16 protein-coding genes are annotated in these 16,263 nt (G+C 63.5%); 8 read left to right on the top strand and 8 right to left on the bottom strand.

Annotated elements, in window-relative coordinates:
• Positions 1-290: 290 nt before the first annotated feature.
• From rnr to cysE, 3 genes are all read left to right on the top strand, one after another.
• Positions 291-2,825 carry a ribonuclease R gene (gene rnr, locus HWE04_RS22710; RefSeq protein WP_241813770.1) on the top strand — a complete coding sequence of 845 codons (2,535 nt, stop codon included), beginning with the start codon at positions 291-293 and terminating at the stop codon, positions 2,823-2,825.
• A 90-nt stretch (positions 2,826-2,915) separates the two neighbouring features.
• Positions 2,916-3,653: a 23S rRNA (guanosine(2251)-2'-O)-methyltransferase RlmB gene (gene rlmB / locus HWE04_RS22705; RefSeq protein ID WP_077238518.1), complete on the top strand. Its 738-nt coding sequence runs from the start codon at positions 2,916-2,918 to the stop codon at positions 3,651-3,653.
• Positions 3,654-3,752: 99 nt separating this feature from the next.
• Positions 3,753-4,505, top strand: a complete 753-nt coding sequence (gene cysE / locus HWE04_RS22700) for a serine O-acetyltransferase (protein ID WP_006463567.1) — start codon at positions 3,753-3,755, stop codon at positions 4,503-4,505.
• 68 nt (positions 4,506-4,573) lie between these two features.
• On the opposite strand, the gene HWE04_RS22695 is transcribed toward cysE, so the two are convergent.
• The 5 genes from HWE04_RS22695 to HWE04_RS22675 all read right to left on the bottom strand — a co-directional run bounded on the left by HWE04_RS22695 (position 4,574) and on the right by HWE04_RS22675 (position 9,247).
• Complete coding sequence (locus tag HWE04_RS22695; protein ID WP_241813769.1) at positions 4,574-5,365, bottom strand: UDP-2,3-diacylglucosamine diphosphatase; 792 nt, start codon at positions 5,363-5,365, stop codon at positions 4,574-4,576.
• Between the two features lie 23 nt (positions 5,366-5,388).
• Positions 5,389-5,877 carry a peptidylprolyl isomerase gene (locus tag HWE04_RS22690; protein WP_006463565.1) on the bottom strand — a complete coding sequence of 163 codons (489 nt, stop codon included), beginning with the start codon at positions 5,875-5,877 and terminating at the stop codon, positions 5,389-5,391.
• An 83-nt stretch (positions 5,878-5,960) separates the two neighbouring features.
• A complete protein-coding gene (locus HWE04_RS22685) occupies positions 5,961-6,530 on the bottom strand; it encodes a peptidylprolyl isomerase (protein ID WP_241813768.1) in 570 nt (189 codons plus the stop codon).
• Entirely contained in the window at positions 6,527-7,744 is a 1,218-nt protein-coding gene (locus HWE04_RS22680; protein WP_241813771.1) for a L,D-transpeptidase family protein, read from the bottom strand. The genes HWE04_RS22685 and HWE04_RS22680 overlap by 4 nt, the downstream gene beginning before the upstream one ends.
• Positions 7,745-7,780: 36 nt before the next feature.
• Positions 7,781-9,247, bottom strand: coding sequence for a YybH family protein (locus tag HWE04_RS22675; RefSeq protein WP_342222446.1), 1,467 nt, complete (start codon positions 9,245-9,247; stop codon positions 7,781-7,783).
• Positions 9,248-9,478: 231 nt separating this feature from the next.
• Here HWE04_RS22675 and cysS point away from each other — a divergent pair, with 231 nt between their 5' ends.
• The 4 genes from cysS (at position 9,479) to tilS (ending at position 14,160) form a co-directional block, all read left to right on the top strand.
• Entirely contained in the window at positions 9,479-10,870 is a 1,392-nt protein-coding gene (gene cysS / locus HWE04_RS22670; RefSeq protein ID WP_241813766.1) for a cysteine--tRNA ligase, read from the top strand.
• Position 10,871: 1 nt separating this feature from the next.
• Entirely contained in the window at positions 10,872-11,531 is a 660-nt protein-coding gene (locus HWE04_RS22665) for a DNA-3-methyladenine glycosylase family protein (RefSeq protein ID WP_006463560.1), read from the top strand.
• A 147-nt stretch (positions 11,532-11,678) separates the two neighbouring features.
• Positions 11,679-12,659 carry an acetyl-CoA carboxylase carboxyltransferase subunit alpha gene (locus tag HWE04_RS22660; protein WP_006463559.1) on the top strand — a complete coding sequence of 327 codons (981 nt, stop codon included), beginning with the start codon at positions 11,679-11,681 and terminating at the stop codon, positions 12,657-12,659.
• Between the two features lie 82 nt (positions 12,660-12,741).
• Entirely contained in the window at positions 12,742-14,160 is a 1,419-nt protein-coding gene (gene tilS / locus HWE04_RS22655; RefSeq protein WP_241813765.1) for a tRNA lysidine(34) synthetase TilS, read from the top strand.
• A gap of 141 nt (positions 14,161-14,301) precedes the next feature.
• Here tilS and HWE04_RS22650 read toward each other — a convergent pair whose 3' ends face one another.
• Both HWE04_RS22650 and HWE04_RS22645 read right to left on the bottom strand, forming a co-directional pair.
• Entirely contained in the window at positions 14,302-14,553 is a 252-nt protein-coding gene (locus tag HWE04_RS22650) for a hypothetical protein (RefSeq protein ID WP_006463557.1), read from the bottom strand.
• A 77-nt stretch (positions 14,554-14,630) separates the two neighbouring features.
• On the bottom strand, positions 14,631-14,915 hold the full coding sequence (locus HWE04_RS22645) for a hypothetical protein (RefSeq protein ID WP_241813764.1): 285 nt from the start codon (positions 14,913-14,915) through the stop codon (positions 14,631-14,633).
• A 205-nt stretch (positions 14,916-15,120) separates the two neighbouring features.
• On the opposite strand from HWE04_RS22645, the gene HWE04_RS22640 reads away from it, so the two are divergent.
• Positions 15,121-15,780 carry a LysE family transporter gene (locus tag HWE04_RS22640; RefSeq protein WP_006463555.1) on the top strand — a complete coding sequence of 220 codons (660 nt, stop codon included), beginning with the start codon at positions 15,121-15,123 and terminating at the stop codon, positions 15,778-15,780.
• A gap of 127 nt (positions 15,781-15,907) precedes the next feature.
• Here the strand turns inward: HWE04_RS22640 and HWE04_RS22635 are convergent, their stop codons facing one another.
• Positions 15,908-16,207: a PsiF family protein gene (locus HWE04_RS22635; protein ID WP_006463554.1), complete on the bottom strand. Its 300-nt coding sequence runs from the start codon at positions 16,205-16,207 to the stop codon at positions 15,908-15,910.
• Positions 16,208-16,263: the final 56 nt, after the last annotated feature.

The following is a 16,263-nucleotide window of genomic DNA, read 5'->3' as shown; positions in this document are numbered from 1 at the left end:
ACTCGAACCCCCACACCTCGCGGCACATGGACCTGAACCATGCGCGTCTACCAATTCCGCCACGTGGGCTGCGCTGTAAAGCGAAGAACGTAATTATAGAGGGTATTCGCTGGCTGTCAATACTTTTCTTGATCTCCTAGGTGTTTTTTCGTTGTAATACGAAAGCTTGACCCCCTTCTTCCTCCGTATTGCGGTTAGGTAAATGGCAGCAACTCCGTTACACTAGGGGCTTCCATCGGTCCGGGCGATGCTTGCCCCGGCATTTATAACAATTGCGCGAAACGAAACTTTTGAGCCAATTTCCCTATTCCATTCCCAGCCGGGAAGAGATCCTCGGCATCCTGCGCACTTCGTCCGGCGCGCAAAACGCTGCCGCACTGGCAGCCGCGCTCGGCGTCAAGCCTGAAGAAATGGATGGCCTGACGCGCCGCCTCAACGCCATGGAGCGTGACGGCCAGATCAAGCCGGATCGCGCCGGTCATTACAAACTGACCCATTCACCCGACTTCATCCTGGGCCGCGTTTCCAGCCACCGTGATGGCTTCGGTTTCCTGCTGCCCGATGATGGCAGCGCTGACCTGTTCCTGCCCGAGAAGGAAATGCAGAAGGTCATGCACGGGGACCGCGTCCAGGCCCGCATCGTCGGCACCGACCGTCGCGGCCGTCCGGAAGGGACCATCGTCGAAGTGGTGGAGCGCGCCAACAGCCACGTGATCGGTCGTCTGCTCAACGAGAACGGCGTCTGGGTGGTCGCCCCCGAAGACAAGCGCATCGGCCATGACGTGCTGTTGGCCGGCTCGCCAGGCAAGGCCAAGGCCGGGCAGGTGGTCAGCGTCGAACTGACCGAGCACCCGTCACGCTATACCCAGCCGGTGGGCAAGATCGTCGAAATCCTCGGCGACATCGACGACCCCGGCATGGAAATCGAAATCGCCGTGCGCAAGTACGGCGTACCGCACGAATTCTCCGAAGCGGCCAAGAAGCTCTCGGCCAAGCTGCCCAGCGAAGTCAAGGCGGCCGACCTGAAGGATAGGGTCGATCTGCGTGATGTCCCGCTGGTCACCATCGACGGTGAAGATGCCCGCGACTTCGATGACGCGGTCTATTGCGAACCGGTCAAGATCGGTCGCACCAAGGGTTACCGCCTGATCGTGGCGATCGCCGACGTCAGCCACTACGTCAAGCCCAACGATGCCCTGGATACCGATGCGCTGGAGCGCAGCACTTCGGTCTATTTCCCGCGCCGGGTCATCCCGATGCTGCCGGAAAAGCTCTCCAACGGCCTGTGCTCGCTGAACCCCGATGTCGATCGCCTGACCCTGGTCTGCGACGCCGTGATCACCGCCAAGGGCGAGATCAAGGCCTATCAGTTCTATCCCGCCGTGATCCACTCGGCGGCCCGCCTGACCTACACCGAAGTGGCCTCGATCCTGGGCAATACCAAGGGTCCGGAGGCGGCGCGCCGGATCGGTCTGGTGCCGCACCTGACGCACCTCTACGAAGTCTTCCAGGCGCTGCTGACGGCGCGCCAGGCGCGTGGCGCCATCGACTTCGAGACCACCGAGACCTACATCGTCTGCAATGCCGCCGGCAAGATCGAGAAGATCCTGCCGCGCACCCGCAACGATGCGCACCGCCTGATCGAAGAGTGCATGCTGGCGGCCAACGTCTGCGCGGCCGACCTGTTGAAGCGTCACGATCATCCGGCGCTGTACCGTATCCACGCCGGCCCGACCAAGGAAAAGCTGACCCAGCTGCGGACCTTCCTCAAGCAGGTAGGCCTCACCCTGGGTGGGGGCGACACCCCCAGCGCGTCCGACTATGCGGAACTGATGCCCAAGGTCAAGGCGCGTCCGGATGCGGTCCTGATCCAGACCATGCTGCTGCGCTCCATGCAGCAGGCGGTCTACAGCCCCGACAACATCGGTCACTTCGGCCTGTCCTACGAGTCCTACGCGCACTTCACCAGCCCGATCCGTCGCTATCCCGACCTGCTGACCCATCGTGCCATCAAGGCCGTGCTGCAGGGCAAGCGCTACGAGCCCAAGGGCATCGACAGCAGCGCGCTCAATACCTCGATCTCGCCGGCCGCCCGCAAGGCGCAGGCACTGCAGCGCGCCACCGACAAGGCCGCCGGCAAGAAGCCGCGCGGCGAAAGCGCCCTGGCGATCTGGGAAGCGCTGGGCCTGCACTGTTCGGCCAATGAACGTCGCGCCGACGAGGCCTCACGTGACGTGGAAGCATGGCTGAAGTGCTACTTCATCCGCGACAAGCTGGGCGAGGAATTCACCGGCACCATCGCCGGCGTGGCCACCTTCGGTATCTTCGTGCAGCTCGATGCGCTCTATATCGAAGGCCTGGTGCACGTCACCGAATTGGGGGCCGACTACTTCCAGTACGACGAAGCGCGCCACGAACTGCGCGGCGAACGCACCGGCATCCGCTACCAGCTGACCGATCGTGTGACCGTGCAGGTCAGCCGGGTCGACCTGGATGCACGCAAGATCGATCTGTCGCTGGTCAACGAACCGGGCATCCGCACCCTGATCAAGAATGAAGCCAAGCGCGCCGAAAGCGCCGCGCGCGGCAAGTCAGGGTCGGCCAGGAATGCGGCCGGGAGCGGCGCCGGCGGTGACGCCGGTCAACCGGCACCCCGCGCCAAGAAGGGCGCCGCGCCCAAGCCGGCCGCCGTGGCCGCCAAGGGCAAGGGGGCCAAGGGTGGCGCCCAGGCCAAGACCGGCGCCAGCCACGCCCGCGCCGGCGAAGCCGACCGCAAGCGCGCCGCCGCCAAGGGTTTCAACAAGGGCGGCAAGAAGAAGCGATGAGCATGTCCCCGGCCGCCAGCTGCCCAGGCAGCCTGCGACCGGGTTTGATGGAATGATTTGACCGCAAGACGAAAGACACAAGCAGGATTTATGAAGAGCAAAATGATTTTCGGCTTCCATGCCGTGACCTCCCGCATCCGCCACGAGGCTTCCTCGGTGGACGAGATCTACGTGGATGCCGAGCGCCGCGACCGCCGCATGCTGGACATGCTGCATGCCGCCAAGGAAGCCAACGTGCGCATCATCCAGGCCGACGACCAGCGTCTGTCGGCCATGGTCGGTACGCGCCGTCACCAGGGCGTGGTCGCCAAGGCTGCCACACTGTCGCTGGCGCGCACCCTGGATGAACTGCTGGACGCCGTGGTCGGTCCGCCGCTGCTGCTGATCCTGGACGGCATCACCGATCCGCACAACCTGGGCGCCTGCCTGCGCGTGGCCGACGGTGCCGGCGCGCACGCCGTGATCGCCCCCAAGGATCGCGCCGTTGGCCTCAACGCCACGGCCATGAAGGTCTCCAGTGGCGCCTCCGATACCGTGCCCTACATCACCGTCACCAACCTGGCGCGCACCATGCGCGACCTGAAGGAGCGCGGCGTCTGGATCATCGGTACCTCCGACGACGCCGAGAAGGGGCTCTACGAGGGCGACTTCACCGGCCCCACCGCGCTGGTCATGGGTTCCGAAGGCGAGGGCATGCGTCGCCTGACCCGCGAGACCTGCGACGTGCTGGTCAACATCCCCATGTTCGGTTCGGTCGAGAGCCTGAACGTGTCGGTGGCATCGGGCGTGTGTCTGTACGAGGCGCGACGTCAGCGCTTGCCCAGGTAAGTCCGGTCATCCCCGCATGACAACATCGCCGGACTTTGTGTCCGGCGATTTTTTTTGTCGTTCCACCCCGCAGTTCGTTCAACGTTTCAGGAAACCATCATGTTCAGCCGACTCAGAGAAGACATCGCCAGCATCCGTGAGCGCGACCCCGCCGCACGCAATAGCTGGGAGGTGCTGACCTGTTATCCCGGCCTGCATGCGGTGATCCTGCACCGCTGGGCCAAGGCCTGCTGGCACGCCGACCTGAAGTGGCTGGGGCGCTTCATCTCGCAACTGGGGCGCACGCTGACCGGTATCGAGATCCATCCCGGCGCCACCATCGGTCGCCGTGTCTTCATCGACCACGGCATGGGCGTGGTCATCGGCGAGACCGCTGTGGTCGGTGACGATTCCACCATCTACCAGGGCGTGACCCTGGGCGGTACCTCGCTGTCCAAGGGCGCCAAGCGCCATCCCACCCTGGGACGCGGCGTCATCATCGGTGCCGGTGCCAAGGTCCTGGGCGGATTTACGGTGGGCGACGGCGCCAAGGTCGGCTCCAATGCGGTGGTGACCAAGGAAGTACCGGCCGGCGCCACGGCGGTCGGCAACCCGGCGCGCATCGTTGAGCGTAATCCAGGGCCGGTCGAGCGCGACCAGGCGACAGCCCGGCTGTTTGCGGCCTATGGCGTCATGCCCAATGGCGACGACCCGCTCTCCAAGGCGCTGCATGGCCTGATCAACCAGGTGGCGGCGCAGGAGCAGCAGCTCGAGGTGGTGCTGGCCGCCTTGAAGAGTGCGGGGATAGGGTGTCGACGACTGGAAGAAACAACGCACTTCGACGCCGCCCAGTTGAACCGGTTGGTGGATTGAATCGAAGTCGCAGTCCGCAGCCGGGATCATGTCGGCTGCGGTGGGAGGCTGGGCAGGGGAGCGGTGATTCAGGCGATCTCGTCGCCCTGGGCATCATGCCGGTGCAGCACGCCGTCGGCGCTCAGGCTGATCCAGCCACCGCGCGGCGTCTCGACGTCGTATTCCCAGTCCGGCAGGACGTAGCGCAGCCTGGGGGCCTCACCGTCCTCCAGGCGATGCAGGGCAGGGCGGTGGGTGTGGCCGTGGATGAGCACGTCGCTGCCGGTCTGCGCGAAGAGCGCGGCGATGGCATCGGCATTCACATCCATGATGGCCATTTCCTTGCTCTGGTTGGCGTCCTGGCTGTTCTTGCGGATGCCTTCGATGATGGCCTTGCGCTGCGCCAGCGGCATCGCCAGGAACTGCTGCTGGTAGGCCGGCTGCCGCACCTGGGCGCGGAAGGCCATGTAGGCCAGGTCGTCCGTACACTGGGCGTCGCCGTGCGCCAGCGCCAGGCGGCGACCGGCCAGGGTGACCACCGTCGGGTCGTCCAGCAGCGTCATCCCTGCGGCTTCCGCAAAGCCCTGGCCCACCAGGAAATCACGGTTGCCGGCCATCCAGAACAGCTGGACGCCTTGCGCCTGCACGGCCTTGAGGGCATCGGCGATCTGCCGGTTGTAGGGCGTGACCAGGTCATCGTCGCCGGCCCAGTATTCGAAGATGTCGCCCAGCAGGTAGAGCTGCTGCGTGCGCGTCGCCTGGTGCTGCAGGAAGGACAGGAAGGCCGCCGTGGTACGCGGCAGGGAAGCTTGCAGATGGAGATCGGAAACAAAAAGCGCAACCGTCGGTTGCGCTTTTTGCATGAACTGGAAATCAGTCATGGTCGGGGTGAAGAGGGTCTGGCTCAGACCACTTCGGCCTTCTCGATCACCACGTCTTCCGCCGGGACGTCGGCGAACATGCCGGAGCGGGTGGTCTTGACGCCCTTGATCTTGTCGACCACTTCAGTGCCTTCGACGACCTTGCCGAAGACGCAGTAGCCCCAACCGTCCTGGCCCGGGAAATCCAGGAAGCTGTTGTTCTTGACGTTGATGAAGAACTGCGCCGAGGCCGAGTGCGGGGCGGCGGTGCGGGCCATGGCCAGGGTGTAGGGCTCGTTCTTGAGGCCATTCTTGGCTTCGTTCTCGATGGGTTCTTTGGTTTCCTTCTGCTTCATGCCGGGTTCGAAGCCGCCGCCCTGGATCATGAAACCGTCGATGACGCGGTGGAAGATGGTGCCGTTGTAGTGACCTGCATTGACATAAGCCAGGAAGTTTTCAACGGTCTTCGGCGCTTTTTCCGCGTCCAGTTCGATTCGGATGTTGCCGTGGTTGGTGGTGAGCAGAACTGCCATGTTGAATCCTTTGCTTGAGGGTGAAAATAAAAAAAACGAGGCGGGCAACGCTGGCCCGCCTGGCATGCCGGTGCGGCTCAGACCTACTTGACGATGCTGGCCGATTCGATCACCACCGGAGTGGTCGGGACATCACCGCCGCCGGTGCGCACCTGCTTGATCTTGTCGACCACGTCGGTGCCGGCGATCACCTTGCCGAACACCGCATAACCCCAACCATCCTGGCCCGGATAGTCCAGGAAGCGGTTGTTGGCGACGTTGATGAAGAATTGCGCGGTGGCCGAGTGCGGTGCCGAGGTGCGCGCCATGGCGATAGTATAAACCTCGTTCTTCAAACCGTTATTGGCCTCGTTCTTGATGGGCGCGTCGGTGGGCTTTTCGCGCAGGTTCTGGTCCATGCCGCCGCCCTGGATCATGAAGCCGTTGATGACGCGGTGAAACACCGTGCCGTTGTACTGGCCCTTCTTGACGTACTTCAGGAAGTTGTCGACCGAGACCGGGGCTTTTTCCGGGCTCAGCTCGACGGTGATGTCGCCCATGCTGGTTTTCAGCAGCACGCGGGGCGCGTCAGCGGCCAGCACGGGGGAGGCCAGCGTAGCCGACAGGGACAGGGCTGCTGCCATGCGCAGCAGGTGACGACGAGAAATGATCATGCGTTGCCTTCGTAAATGATTTTCCATTGCGATCCTTCACGCACCCAGTACTGGCGCTTGCGGATCGCGTTCTTGCTCTTGCCGACGGCACTCTCCTGGGTGAAGGTGCTGACGATCATGTCTTCCGGTGTGCCGGGATAGCGGAACAGGCTGACATCGCGCAGTTTGACACTGGTATAGCGCGCGCCGTTCAGGCTCTTCTGCTGGCGGCCGAACCAGGTGCTCAGGTTTTCGCCCTGGGCCGAGCGGAATTCGGGGGAATAGTACGACAGGACCTTGTCGGCATCCGCATTTTCCAGCGACTGGCCCCAGTCTTCCAGCATGGCGCTGGCGGCGTCACGCTGCCTGGCCCATTCGCTCTTGTCCACGAACTGCACGTGCTGGCTGATCACCACCACCGTCCGGCCGACCTCGGCCGTGGAATACAGGCTCTGCAGGTCGGGATTGGCCAGCACCACGCAGCCGTCGGAGGACAGCGGCGGGCGACTGAAATTGTCCGAGGGCGTGCCGTGCAGCCAGATGCCATAGCCGCTGCGGCCATTGCGCTTATCCCATTCGTTGGGGTAGGACAGGGGCAGGGCGCCAGTGCCATAGAAATCGGGCAGCTTGGGGCCGGGGATGCGGTTGTTGACGTAGTACACGCCGATGGGGGTGCGCTGGTCGCCGGACTTGGTCTTGTTGGCGCCGAAGCGACCCTGGGAGACGTAGTAGTCGGTCAGGTATTTCAGTTCACCGCCCTGGTTCTCATAGACGTACAGGCGCGAGCGGGTGGTGTCGACCACCAGCACGTTCTTCTGGTCGTCGCCGACCTGCAGCACGGCCTTGGGAATGAGGTGTGGATCCGGCTTTTCCTGCAGCGAGCGGATGCGCACCATGGCCTCGTCGCGCAGTTCCTTGAGCTTGTCGGCCGGGCCGTCAGCCATGGCGCCGAAGTTGCGTACCGGTCGCGCATGCATCAGCAGCAGGTCGCCCCGTACCAGATGGCCCAGGCGGAAAGTGGGATAGGCCGCCACCAGGGCATCGGCCTTGACCTGGGCCTCGCGCAGGCGATTGGCGCCGAGATCCTTGTAGATATCGATCAGCAAGGCCTCCGGATCAGGCTTGGCCTCGGCCGCGCCGGCCGGACTGCTCTGCGGCGGAATGGAAGAAGAAGAGGCCACGCTGCCCATCGAAGGCAGAGCTGCCAGACACAACATCAGCAGGCGTCCCAGCATGCGCATGGAACGCCCTTGCAAAGCGCTAGCCACCAATTACCCTCCCGATCGTTCCTGTTTGATCAGCCATCGATTGCCCTGTTTGACGAATATCAGGGTCTTGCGGCTGTCCACCGTCAGCCGATCCGAATTATATATCTGGCGATAGCGCACGGTGGCGGTGTTGCCGCTGATGCTGACCGTGGCATTGCTGACCTTGACGCTGATGCGGCCCTTGTCCTCGATGCGGGCGCGGCGTTCTTCGGCCCATTCCTTGCGGGATGCGCCCTTGGGGGTGTCGAAGTCGCTGGCGTAGTGGCCCAGGTAGCCGCGCACATCCTTGTCGCTCCAGGATTTGGCCCAGCCGTTGAGGGCCGCCAGTACCGCTGACTTTTCCTGTTCGGCGCTGGCTTCCGCCTTGGCCTTGTCCTTGTCGGCGCGGGCCTTGTCGGCCTTTGCCTTCTCGGCGGCGGCCAGCTTGTCGGCACGCGCCTTCTCGGCGGCTGCCTGGGCGGCTTTTTCCTTCTCGGCGCGGGCGGCCTGTTCCTTGGCCAGCTTGTCGGCCTTGTCCTTTTCCTTCTGGGCCAGCAGTTCGGCCTGCTTCTGCTCGGCGGCAGCCTTGTCGGCGGCGGCCTTTTGTGCGCGGGCCTGCTCGGCGGCCAGTTGCTCGGAGCGTGCCTTGTCGGCGCGGGCCTTGTCGGCGCGGGCCTTGTCGGCAGCGGCCTTGTCCGCCTTTTCCTTGTCGGCCTGCGCCTTTTCCTTGTCGGCGGTGGCCTTGGCAATGGCAGTCTTTTCCGCTTCGGCCTTGTCGGCGGCGGCCTGCTGGGCTGCCTTTTCGGCCGCCAGAGCCTTGGCGCGCTGCTGCTGTTCGGCGGCGCTGGCGTCGGCCTTGGCCTTGGCGTCACGCTGGGCGCTGGCCGCGGAGGCCAGGCGCGGCACGGTGCCGCCGGTGGTATTGCCGTTCAGGGAGCGCAGCAGGGTCAGCTTGGGTTGCGGCACGTTGGCACCCGGGTCGATCTGCAGCGCCTTGTCATAGGCCTGGCTGGCCAGCTTGGCATAGACGTCGCCCAGGTTTTCCAGCGCCGTGGCATAGGTCGGGTTGGTGCGCATGGCCATGTCCAGCGCCGCACGGGCCTTGTCGTACTGGCCGTCAGCCGCGTACAGCACAGCCAGGTTGTTGTAGGGCTCGGGCAGGTCGGGGAAATCCTCGGTCAGCTTGCCGAACACCGCGATGGCCTCGGCAGAACGGTTTTGTTCTGCTAAGATCAGCCCCTTCGTGAAACGCAGTTGCGCATCGCGCGGGTGTTTCGCCAGTACGGCATCGGTCTTGGTCAGCGCTTCGGCATACTGTCCTGCCCGCATCAGCTTGTTGATGTCAGACATTTCACTGGCATGCGCGAGCCCGGCAGGCACCCCGAACAGGGCGGCCACCAGGCTGGACAACACTGCTGTCTTGTGGGCAGTCTTGCTGATCAAACCGCGCAAACCATGAATGGATGTCTGTTCTTGTGATTCTGGGGCCATGGTTTTATCGATGCTATACTCGAAGAAATTCGAAGAAAGCTGGCATTTTATAACAAACAAGTAAGACAAAAAGAGGTTTGGCTACCGTGACCCGTTCATGTTGCAACTGCTGTTAGAACAATGATCCCAGGCAGGGGCATGCCAGCGCCAGAACGCTTTCCGGCGCGGCCCCACGCAATCGCATGAATCCGGCGCCCCCTGCGGTAACGCCAATCCAAGAATTCCCATCCCATGAGCGAGCTCAAGATTTACAACACGCTAGCGCGTGATAAGCAGACCTTTTCCCCGATCGAACCCGGCAAGGTGCGCTTGTACGTGTGCGGCATGACCGTCTATGACTATTGCCATATCGGCCATGCACGGGTGCTGGTGGTGTTCGACATGGTGCAGCGCTGGCTGCGCGCCTCCGGTTACGACGTGACCTATGTGCGCAACATCACCGACATCGATGACAAGATCATCAAGCGCGCCCTGGAAAACGGCGAGACCATCAGCCAGCTGACTCGTCGCTTCATCGACGCCATGAACGAGGATGCCGGCGCCCTGGGCGTGCAGCGCCCCGATCACGAGCCGCGCGCCACCCAGTACGTGCCACAGATGCTGGACCTGATCGGCAAGCTGGAAAAGAACGGCCTGGCCTACAAGGCCAGCGATGGCGACGTCAATTACTCGGTGCGCGACTTCCCCGGCTACGGCAAGCTCTCCGGCAAGTCGCTGGACGATCTGCGCGCCGGCGAGCGCGTCGATGTCAACACCGGCAAGCGTGACCCGCTGGACTTCGTCCTCTGGAAGGCGGCCAAGCCGACCGAGCCCGACGAGGCCAAGTGGGATTCGCCCTGGGGCTGTGGCCGTCCGGGCTGGCACATCGAGTGCTCGGCCATGTCCAGCGACCTGCTGGGCGACCATTTCGACATCCACGGCGGCGGCCAGGACCTGCAGTTCCCCCACCACGAAAATGAAATCGCCCAGTCCGAAGGGGCGCACCAGCACACCTTCGTCAATTACTGGATGCATAACGGCTTCGTGCGCATCGACAACGAAAAGATGTCGAAGTCGCTCGGCAATTTCTTCACCATCCGTGACGTCCTGAAGCAATACGACCCGGAAGTGCTGCGCTTCTTCATCCTGCGCGCGCACTATCGCAGCCCGCTCAATTATTCGGATGCGCACCTGGACGACGCCCGCCAGGCCTTGACCCGTCTGTATACCGCCTTGAAGGATGTGCCCCCCGAGGCCGGCGGCCTGGTCGCCGACGAAGCCCACGCCCAGCGCTTCGCCGATGCCCTCAACGACGACTTCAACACCCCGGTGGCGATCTCGGTGCTGTTCGAGCTGGCCAACGAGGTCAATCGCAGCCGCTCGCCGGCGCAGGCGCGCCAGTTGAAGGCACTGGCCGGCATCCTGGGCCTGCTGCAGCGCGCGCCGGGCGAATACCTCAAGGGCGGTGTCAGCGCAGCCGGTGGCCTGGACGAAGCAGCCATCGCAGCCCTGATCGACGCCCGCAAGGCGGCCAAGGCCGGCAAGAACTTTGCCGAAGCCGACCGCATCCGTGCCGAGCTGACCGACGCCGGCATCATTCTGGAAGACAAACCGGGCGGCCTGACCGAATGGCGGAGAGCTTGATTTGAATACCAACCGAAAAGCCAGCGAGCTCGATCCCAGCCTGATCGTCCCGGCCTACTGGGAAGAGGCCAAGGCCGAGCTGATGAAGCGCGACCGCATCATGCGCAAGCTCATCCCGCAGTTCGGGGACCTGCAATTGACAGTGCGGGGCGACGCCTTCACCACGCTGGCACGTTCGGTGATCGGCCAGCAGATTTCGACCAAGGCCGCCAATGCGGTCTGGCAGCGCTTCCTGGAAGCCTGCCCGCGCTGCACGCCGGGCCAGGTGATCCGTACCGGCCCCGAGGCGCTCGCTGCCTGCGGCCTGTCCAAGCGCAAGGCCGAATATATTCTCGATCTGGCGGCCCACTTCAAGGCCAAGACGGTACATCCCGACAAATGGGCGGAGATGGAAGACGAAGCCGTCATTGCCGAGATGATCCAGATCCGCGGGATTGGCCGCTGGACAGCCGAGATGTTTTTGATATTTAATCTGCTGCGCCCGAACGTGCTGCCGCTGGATGACCTGGGATTGCTCAAGGGCATCAGCGTCAGTTATTTCTCGGGCGAGCCTGTCTCGCGCAGCGATGCGCGCGAAGTCGCCGCGAACTGGGAACCGTGGCGCACCGTGGCCACCTGGTATCTGTGGCGCAGCCTGGATCCGCTGCCATCCGATTATTGATCCAAGGGGAAGAGGGCGCGGAGGCCTCTGGTGTATACTCCGCTCCTCTCAAGATTTAAGGCAAACCGATCCATCCGGGACCATCGCGCCGCAACCCGCACCGGGGCGGCCTCCCGCCGATGATCGGACTTGTTGAAAAGGAACACAATGAGTAAATCGACAACGACTTTTCTGGGCTTCGAGCAGGCCATCGCCGAGCTGGATGCCAAGATCGAAGAGTTGCGTTTTGTGCAGGACGACTCGGCCGTCGACATCTCCGAAGAGATCGAACGCCTGGTCAAGAAAAGCCAGCAACTGACCAAGGACATCTACGCCAAGCTGACCCCCTGGCAGGTGTCGCAGATCGCGCGCCATCCGCAACGTCCCTACACCATGGACTACGTGCGCGAAATCTTCACCGACTTCCACGAACTGCACGGCGACCGCACCTTCGCTGACGACCAGTCCATCGTTGGCGGTCTGGCCCGTTTCAATGGCCAGGCCTGCATGGTGATCGGCCACCAGAAGGGGCGCGACACCAAGGAACGCGCCATGCGCAACTTCGGCATGCCCAAGCCCGAAGGCTATCGCAAGGCCATGCGCCTGATGAAGGTCGCCGAAAAGTTCGGCCTGCCCATCTTCACCTTCGTCGATACCCCCGGTGCCTTCCCCGGCATCGATGCCGAAGAGCGCGGCCAGTCCGAAGCCATCGGCCACAACCTGTATGTCATGGCCGAGCTGAAGGTGCCGCTGATCGCCACCATCATCGGTGAAGGTGGTTCCGGCGGCGCGCTGGCCATCGCCGTGGGCGACCAGGTGCTGATGCTGCAATATGCGACCTATTCGGTGATCTCGCCGGAAGGCTGCGCTTCCATCCTGTGGAAGACCGCCGACCGCGCTGCCGACGCCGCCGAGGCACTGGGCCTGACCGCCCATCGCCTCAAGGCCATCGGCCTGATCGACAAGATCGTCAACGAACCGCTGGGCGGCGCCCATCGCGACCCCAAGCAGATGGCCGGCCTGCTCAAGCGTGCCCTGTCGGATTCGCTGCGCCAGTTTCAGGGCATGAAGACCAAGGACCTGCTGGCCGCCCGTCACGAAAAGCTGATGGCCTACGGCAAGTTCAAGGAATTGAATTCGGCGGAATAATTTCCCCACCGTTTCCGCTTCCCACGTTCAGGCGCCAGCGATTGCTTCGCTGGCGTTTGTCTTTTCAGCCGCCGCGTTTCCCATGTCCGATCATCCTTCCGCCTCCCACGACAAGACCCTGGCCAGCCTGATGCAGGCCCTGCAGGCCACGCTGGCGCTGGCCGGCTTCGACGCCCGTCGCGACACCCTGGCCGTGGCCTACAGCGCAGGGCTGGATTCCACCGTGCTGCTGGAGGTGGCCGCGCATTGGGCGCAGCAGGCGGGTGGCAGGCTGGTGGCCTTGCACGTCCATCATGGGCTCAGCCTCCATGCGGACGCCTGGCTGGCGCATGCACAGGGCTTTTGCGACGTGCGCGGTCTGGCCTTCCAGGCCGAGCGGGTACAACTGCAGCAGGTTGCCGACAGCGGCGTGGAAGAGGCGGCGCGCCTGGCGCGCTATGCCGCTCTGGGGCGCCTGTGTCGCCAGCAGGGCGCGCGCCTGCTGCTGACCGCGCATCACCTCGACGACCAGGCCGAAACCGTGCTGCTGCAACTGCTGCGCGGCAGCGGCCTGGCCGGTCTGTCCGGCATGGATCGCTGCAATGCTGCGCCAGCCTTGCTGGGCGATGCGGATACCCAGATGGCGCGGCCGTTGCTGGGGGTGACGCGCGCGCAACTGGAGAGCGTCGCGCAGGCGCTGTCGCTGACCTGGATCGAGGATGAATCCAACCGTGATCCGCGCTACGCCCGCAATGCCTTGCGTCATCAGGTGATGCCGGCGCTGGGGCAGGTCTTTCCCGGCTACCAGCAGCGACTGGCGCGGGCTGCGGGCCATGCCCAGGGCGCGCAGGAATTGCTGCGTGAAGTGGCTCAGGCCGACCTGGAGCAATGTCGGCAGGACGATCACTTGCGCATGCCGGCGCTGCGCCAGTTGAGCGAGCAGCGCTTCCTCAATCTGATGCGCCACTGGTTTGCGCTGCGCGGCATGCGCATGCCCTCGGCGGCCTGGATGCAGGAGATGCGCAGTCAACTGCTGCAGGCCGACGTCGAGGCGCAACTGTGTGTCTCGCATCCCGATGGCGAGGTGCACCGCTATCGCGACCGCGTCTTCCTGGCCCCGCGCCGCAGGCCGCCGGAAGAGGGCGAATCCCTGCAATTGCGCTGGCAAGGCCAGGCCCAGGTGCATGTGCCGGCCTTCTACGGCACGCTGCATTTCGAGCCTGTTTCAGGTACCGAGGTTGACGCCGGTGGCCGGGGCGGCTTTGATCCGGCCTGGCTGCAGTCGCAATCCCTGCTGGTCTGCGGTCGCAGCGGTGGCGAGCGTGTCAGGCTGGCACACAACCGGCCGGCGCGCAGTCTCAAGCAGCAATACCAGAGCGCCGATGTCCCTGCCTGGGAGCGACCTTACCTGCCGCTGGTGTGGGCCGGCGACACCTTGCTCCTGGCCGCCGGCATCGGCATGGACTGCAGTCGTTTCGTCACGCAGGGCGAACGTATCACCTTGCGCTGGCAGCCTGACTGAATTCTTGGCTCCAATGATCTAAACAATATAAAAAAATACCGCACCCTGGCCTTTGGCGAGGGTGCGGCATCCCTGTCATCCCTGACATGGGTGGGCGTGGCTGAAGATCAACCGCGCCCGGTCCTGCTCCTTGCGGACGGCTTACTTCTTGGCGCCGTCGGTGGCCGGCTTTGCTTGCTCGCCGGTGGCTTCCTTCTTGTCAGTCTTGGCTTCGGCCTTCTTCTCCGACTTCTTGTGCTTGACGTGATGCTTGGCCTTGGGCGCAGCCTCGGTCTTGGCGGCTTCGGTCTTGGCCGGGGCGGCGGCCGGTGCTGCTGCGGCGCCGGTCTGGGCGAACACGGGCAGGGTCAGGGCCGACAACAGGGAGGCAACGATGATGGTCTTGGTGTTCATGATGGTGTCCTTTCAAGGAGACGAAAATCGGTTCGGATGGGGTGTGTCAGTGTTCGGTCGTACGGTGTACTGCAGGATTACTTGGTCTTGGCAGCAGCTGGTGCGGCGGCCGGTGCAGCCTCGGCTGCGGGCTTGGCTTCGCTGCCGGCGGCCTTCTTTTCGGCCTTCTTGTGCTTGGCGTGATGTTCGGACTTGGTCTTGGCCTTGGTCGTCGCCTCGGTCTTGCCTGCTTCCGCCTTGGCCGGTGCGGCCGTGGTCGCGGCTGGCGCGACAGTGGCAGGTGCGGTGGCGCCGGTCTGGGCAAACACCGGCAGGGCCAGCGCGGTCAGCAGGGAAGCGACGATGACGGATTGGGTTTTCATGGCAATTTCCTTTAGAAAGTGGTTGTTACGCTCGGCGCTTGATTTTGCGTAATCGCTTCATCATTTCCTTGCGCCTTGCTTCCTATAACGAGCCGCCGACGTGCAGGACGACGTCAAAGTGTTTCAATTCATCGTGGATTTGTAAGCAATCGTTGCGGCTTTGCTTATAATGAGCATCTTCACTTTTTGCCTCACCGAGCGCCTCATGGACTACCAGACCTGGTTCACTTTCTTCGCCGCTGCATGCGTCATCGCCATCTCGCCCGGTTCGGGCGCGGTCCTGTCCATGAGCCACGGTCTCAATTACGGCGTGCGCCGCACCAGCGCCACCATCCTCGGGCTGGAGATCGCGCTGGTGGTGATCCTGGTCATCGCCGGGGCTGGCGTCGGTTCGCTGCTGGTGGCCTCCGAAACCGCCTTCAACGTCATCAAGGTGGCCGGTGCGCTGTATCTGATCTATCTCGGTTTTTCGCAATGGCGCGCGCCGGTGCCGACCGAGCAGCAGGGCGAAGCGCTGGACGCGGCCAATGCCGCCGCCCGCGCCAATCGTGGCCAGCTCTGGTGGCAACGTTGCATGACCGGTTTCCTGACCAATGCCACCAATCCCAAGGGCATCGTCTTCATGGTGGCCGTGCTGCCGCAGTTCATCGACCACCAGCGTCCGCTGTGGCTGCAACTGCTGGTGCTGGCGGTGACCATGGTGGTGGTGGACCTGGTGGTGATGCATGGCTACGCGTTCGCGGCCAGCCGCCTGCAGCGCTTCTTCCGCAGCCAGAAGGCGATCAAGGCGCAGAACCGTTTCTTCGGCGGCGTGCTGATGCTGGTGGGCGCGGGACTGTTCTTCTTCAAGCGCACCCAGCACTGAATCACGGGCGCAGGCCCACGCGCCCAACAAAAAACCCGCAAGTCACAAACTTGCGGGTTTTTTTCATCCGGGCAGGCCGGTGAGGCCGATGGAATGGCCTGCGCCTGCCTTTTCCTTCACTTCAGCTTCATTTGTCCTTTTTCAAACACGACGACATGAAGGCCTTGCGCTCGTCGCCCTTCTTGCCGGCGGCGTCGGCGTTGCACTGCTTCATCTTGTCCTGCTGGGTGGCCGGCTTGGGCTGTTCCTTCTTCAGGCAGGACGACATGAAGGCCTTGCGGTCGTCCCCTTTCTTGCCGGCAGCGGTGGCGTCCGCATTACATTGCTTCATCTTGTTCTGCTGGGCGTTTTCCGCCATGGCGGGACTTGCCACCAGCAGCGGGGCGGCCAGTGCGAAAGAGGTGATGGCGATGAGCAATTTTTTCATTGAATACTCCCTGGGCAGTGTGGATTCGTCTGTCTGAAAATTCAGACGGGAGCATT

This window comes from Herbaspirillum sp. C7C2 (assembly GCF_022627865.1).
Lineage (GTDB): Bacteria > Pseudomonadota > Gammaproteobacteria > Burkholderiales > Burkholderiaceae_D > Herbaspirillum > Herbaspirillum frisingense.
Note: the sequence above shows the minus strand (reverse complement) of the source record. Positions and strands in the feature narration are given on the sequence as shown.

Coding starts and splice junctions, on each gene's coding strand:
- HWE04_RS22685 (WP_241813768.1), bottom strand. CDS start 6,530: ATGATCATTTCTCGTCGTCACCTGCTGCGCATGGCAGCAGCCCTGTCC.
- HWE04_RS22690 (WP_006463565.1), bottom strand. CDS start 5,877: ATGGCAGTTCTGCTCACCACCAACCACGGCAACATCCGAATCGAACTG.
- cysS (WP_241813766.1), top strand. CDS start 9,479: ATGAGCGAGCTCAAGATTTACAACACGCTAGCGCGTGATAAGCAGACC.
- HWE04_RS22675 (WP_342222446.1), bottom strand. CDS start 9,247: ATGGCCCCAGAATCACAAGAACAGACATCCATTCATGGTTTGCGCGGT.
- HWE04_RS22695 (WP_241813769.1), bottom strand. CDS start 5,365: ATGACTGATTTCCAGTTCATGCAAAAAGCGCAACCGACGGTTGCGCTT.
- rlmB (WP_077238518.1), top strand. CDS start 2,916: ATGAAGAGCAAAATGATTTTCGGCTTCCATGCCGTGACCTCCCGCATC.
- HWE04_RS22650 (WP_006463557.1), bottom strand. CDS start 14,553: ATGAACACCAAGACCATCATCGTTGCCTCCCTGTTGTCGGCCCTGACC.
- tilS (WP_241813765.1), top strand. CDS start 12,742: ATGTCCGATCATCCTTCCGCCTCCCACGACAAGACCCTGGCCAGCCTG.
- HWE04_RS22635 (WP_006463554.1), bottom strand. CDS start 16,207: ATGAAAAAATTGCTCATCGCCATCACCTCTTTCGCACTGGCCGCCCCG.
- HWE04_RS22660 (WP_006463559.1), top strand. CDS start 11,679: ATGAGTAAATCGACAACGACTTTTCTGGGCTTCGAGCAGGCCATCGCC.
- HWE04_RS22645 (WP_241813764.1), bottom strand. CDS start 14,915: ATGAAAACCCAATCCGTCATCGTCGCTTCCCTGCTGACCGCGCTGGCC.
- HWE04_RS22640 (WP_006463555.1), top strand. CDS start 15,121: ATGGACTACCAGACCTGGTTCACTTTCTTCGCCGCTGCATGCGTCATC.
- cysE (WP_006463567.1), top strand. CDS start 3,753: ATGTTCAGCCGACTCAGAGAAGACATCGCCAGCATCCGTGAGCGCGAC.
- HWE04_RS22680 (WP_241813771.1), bottom strand. CDS start 7,744: ATGCTGGGACGCCTGCTGATGTTGTGTCTGGCAGCTCTGCCTTCGATG.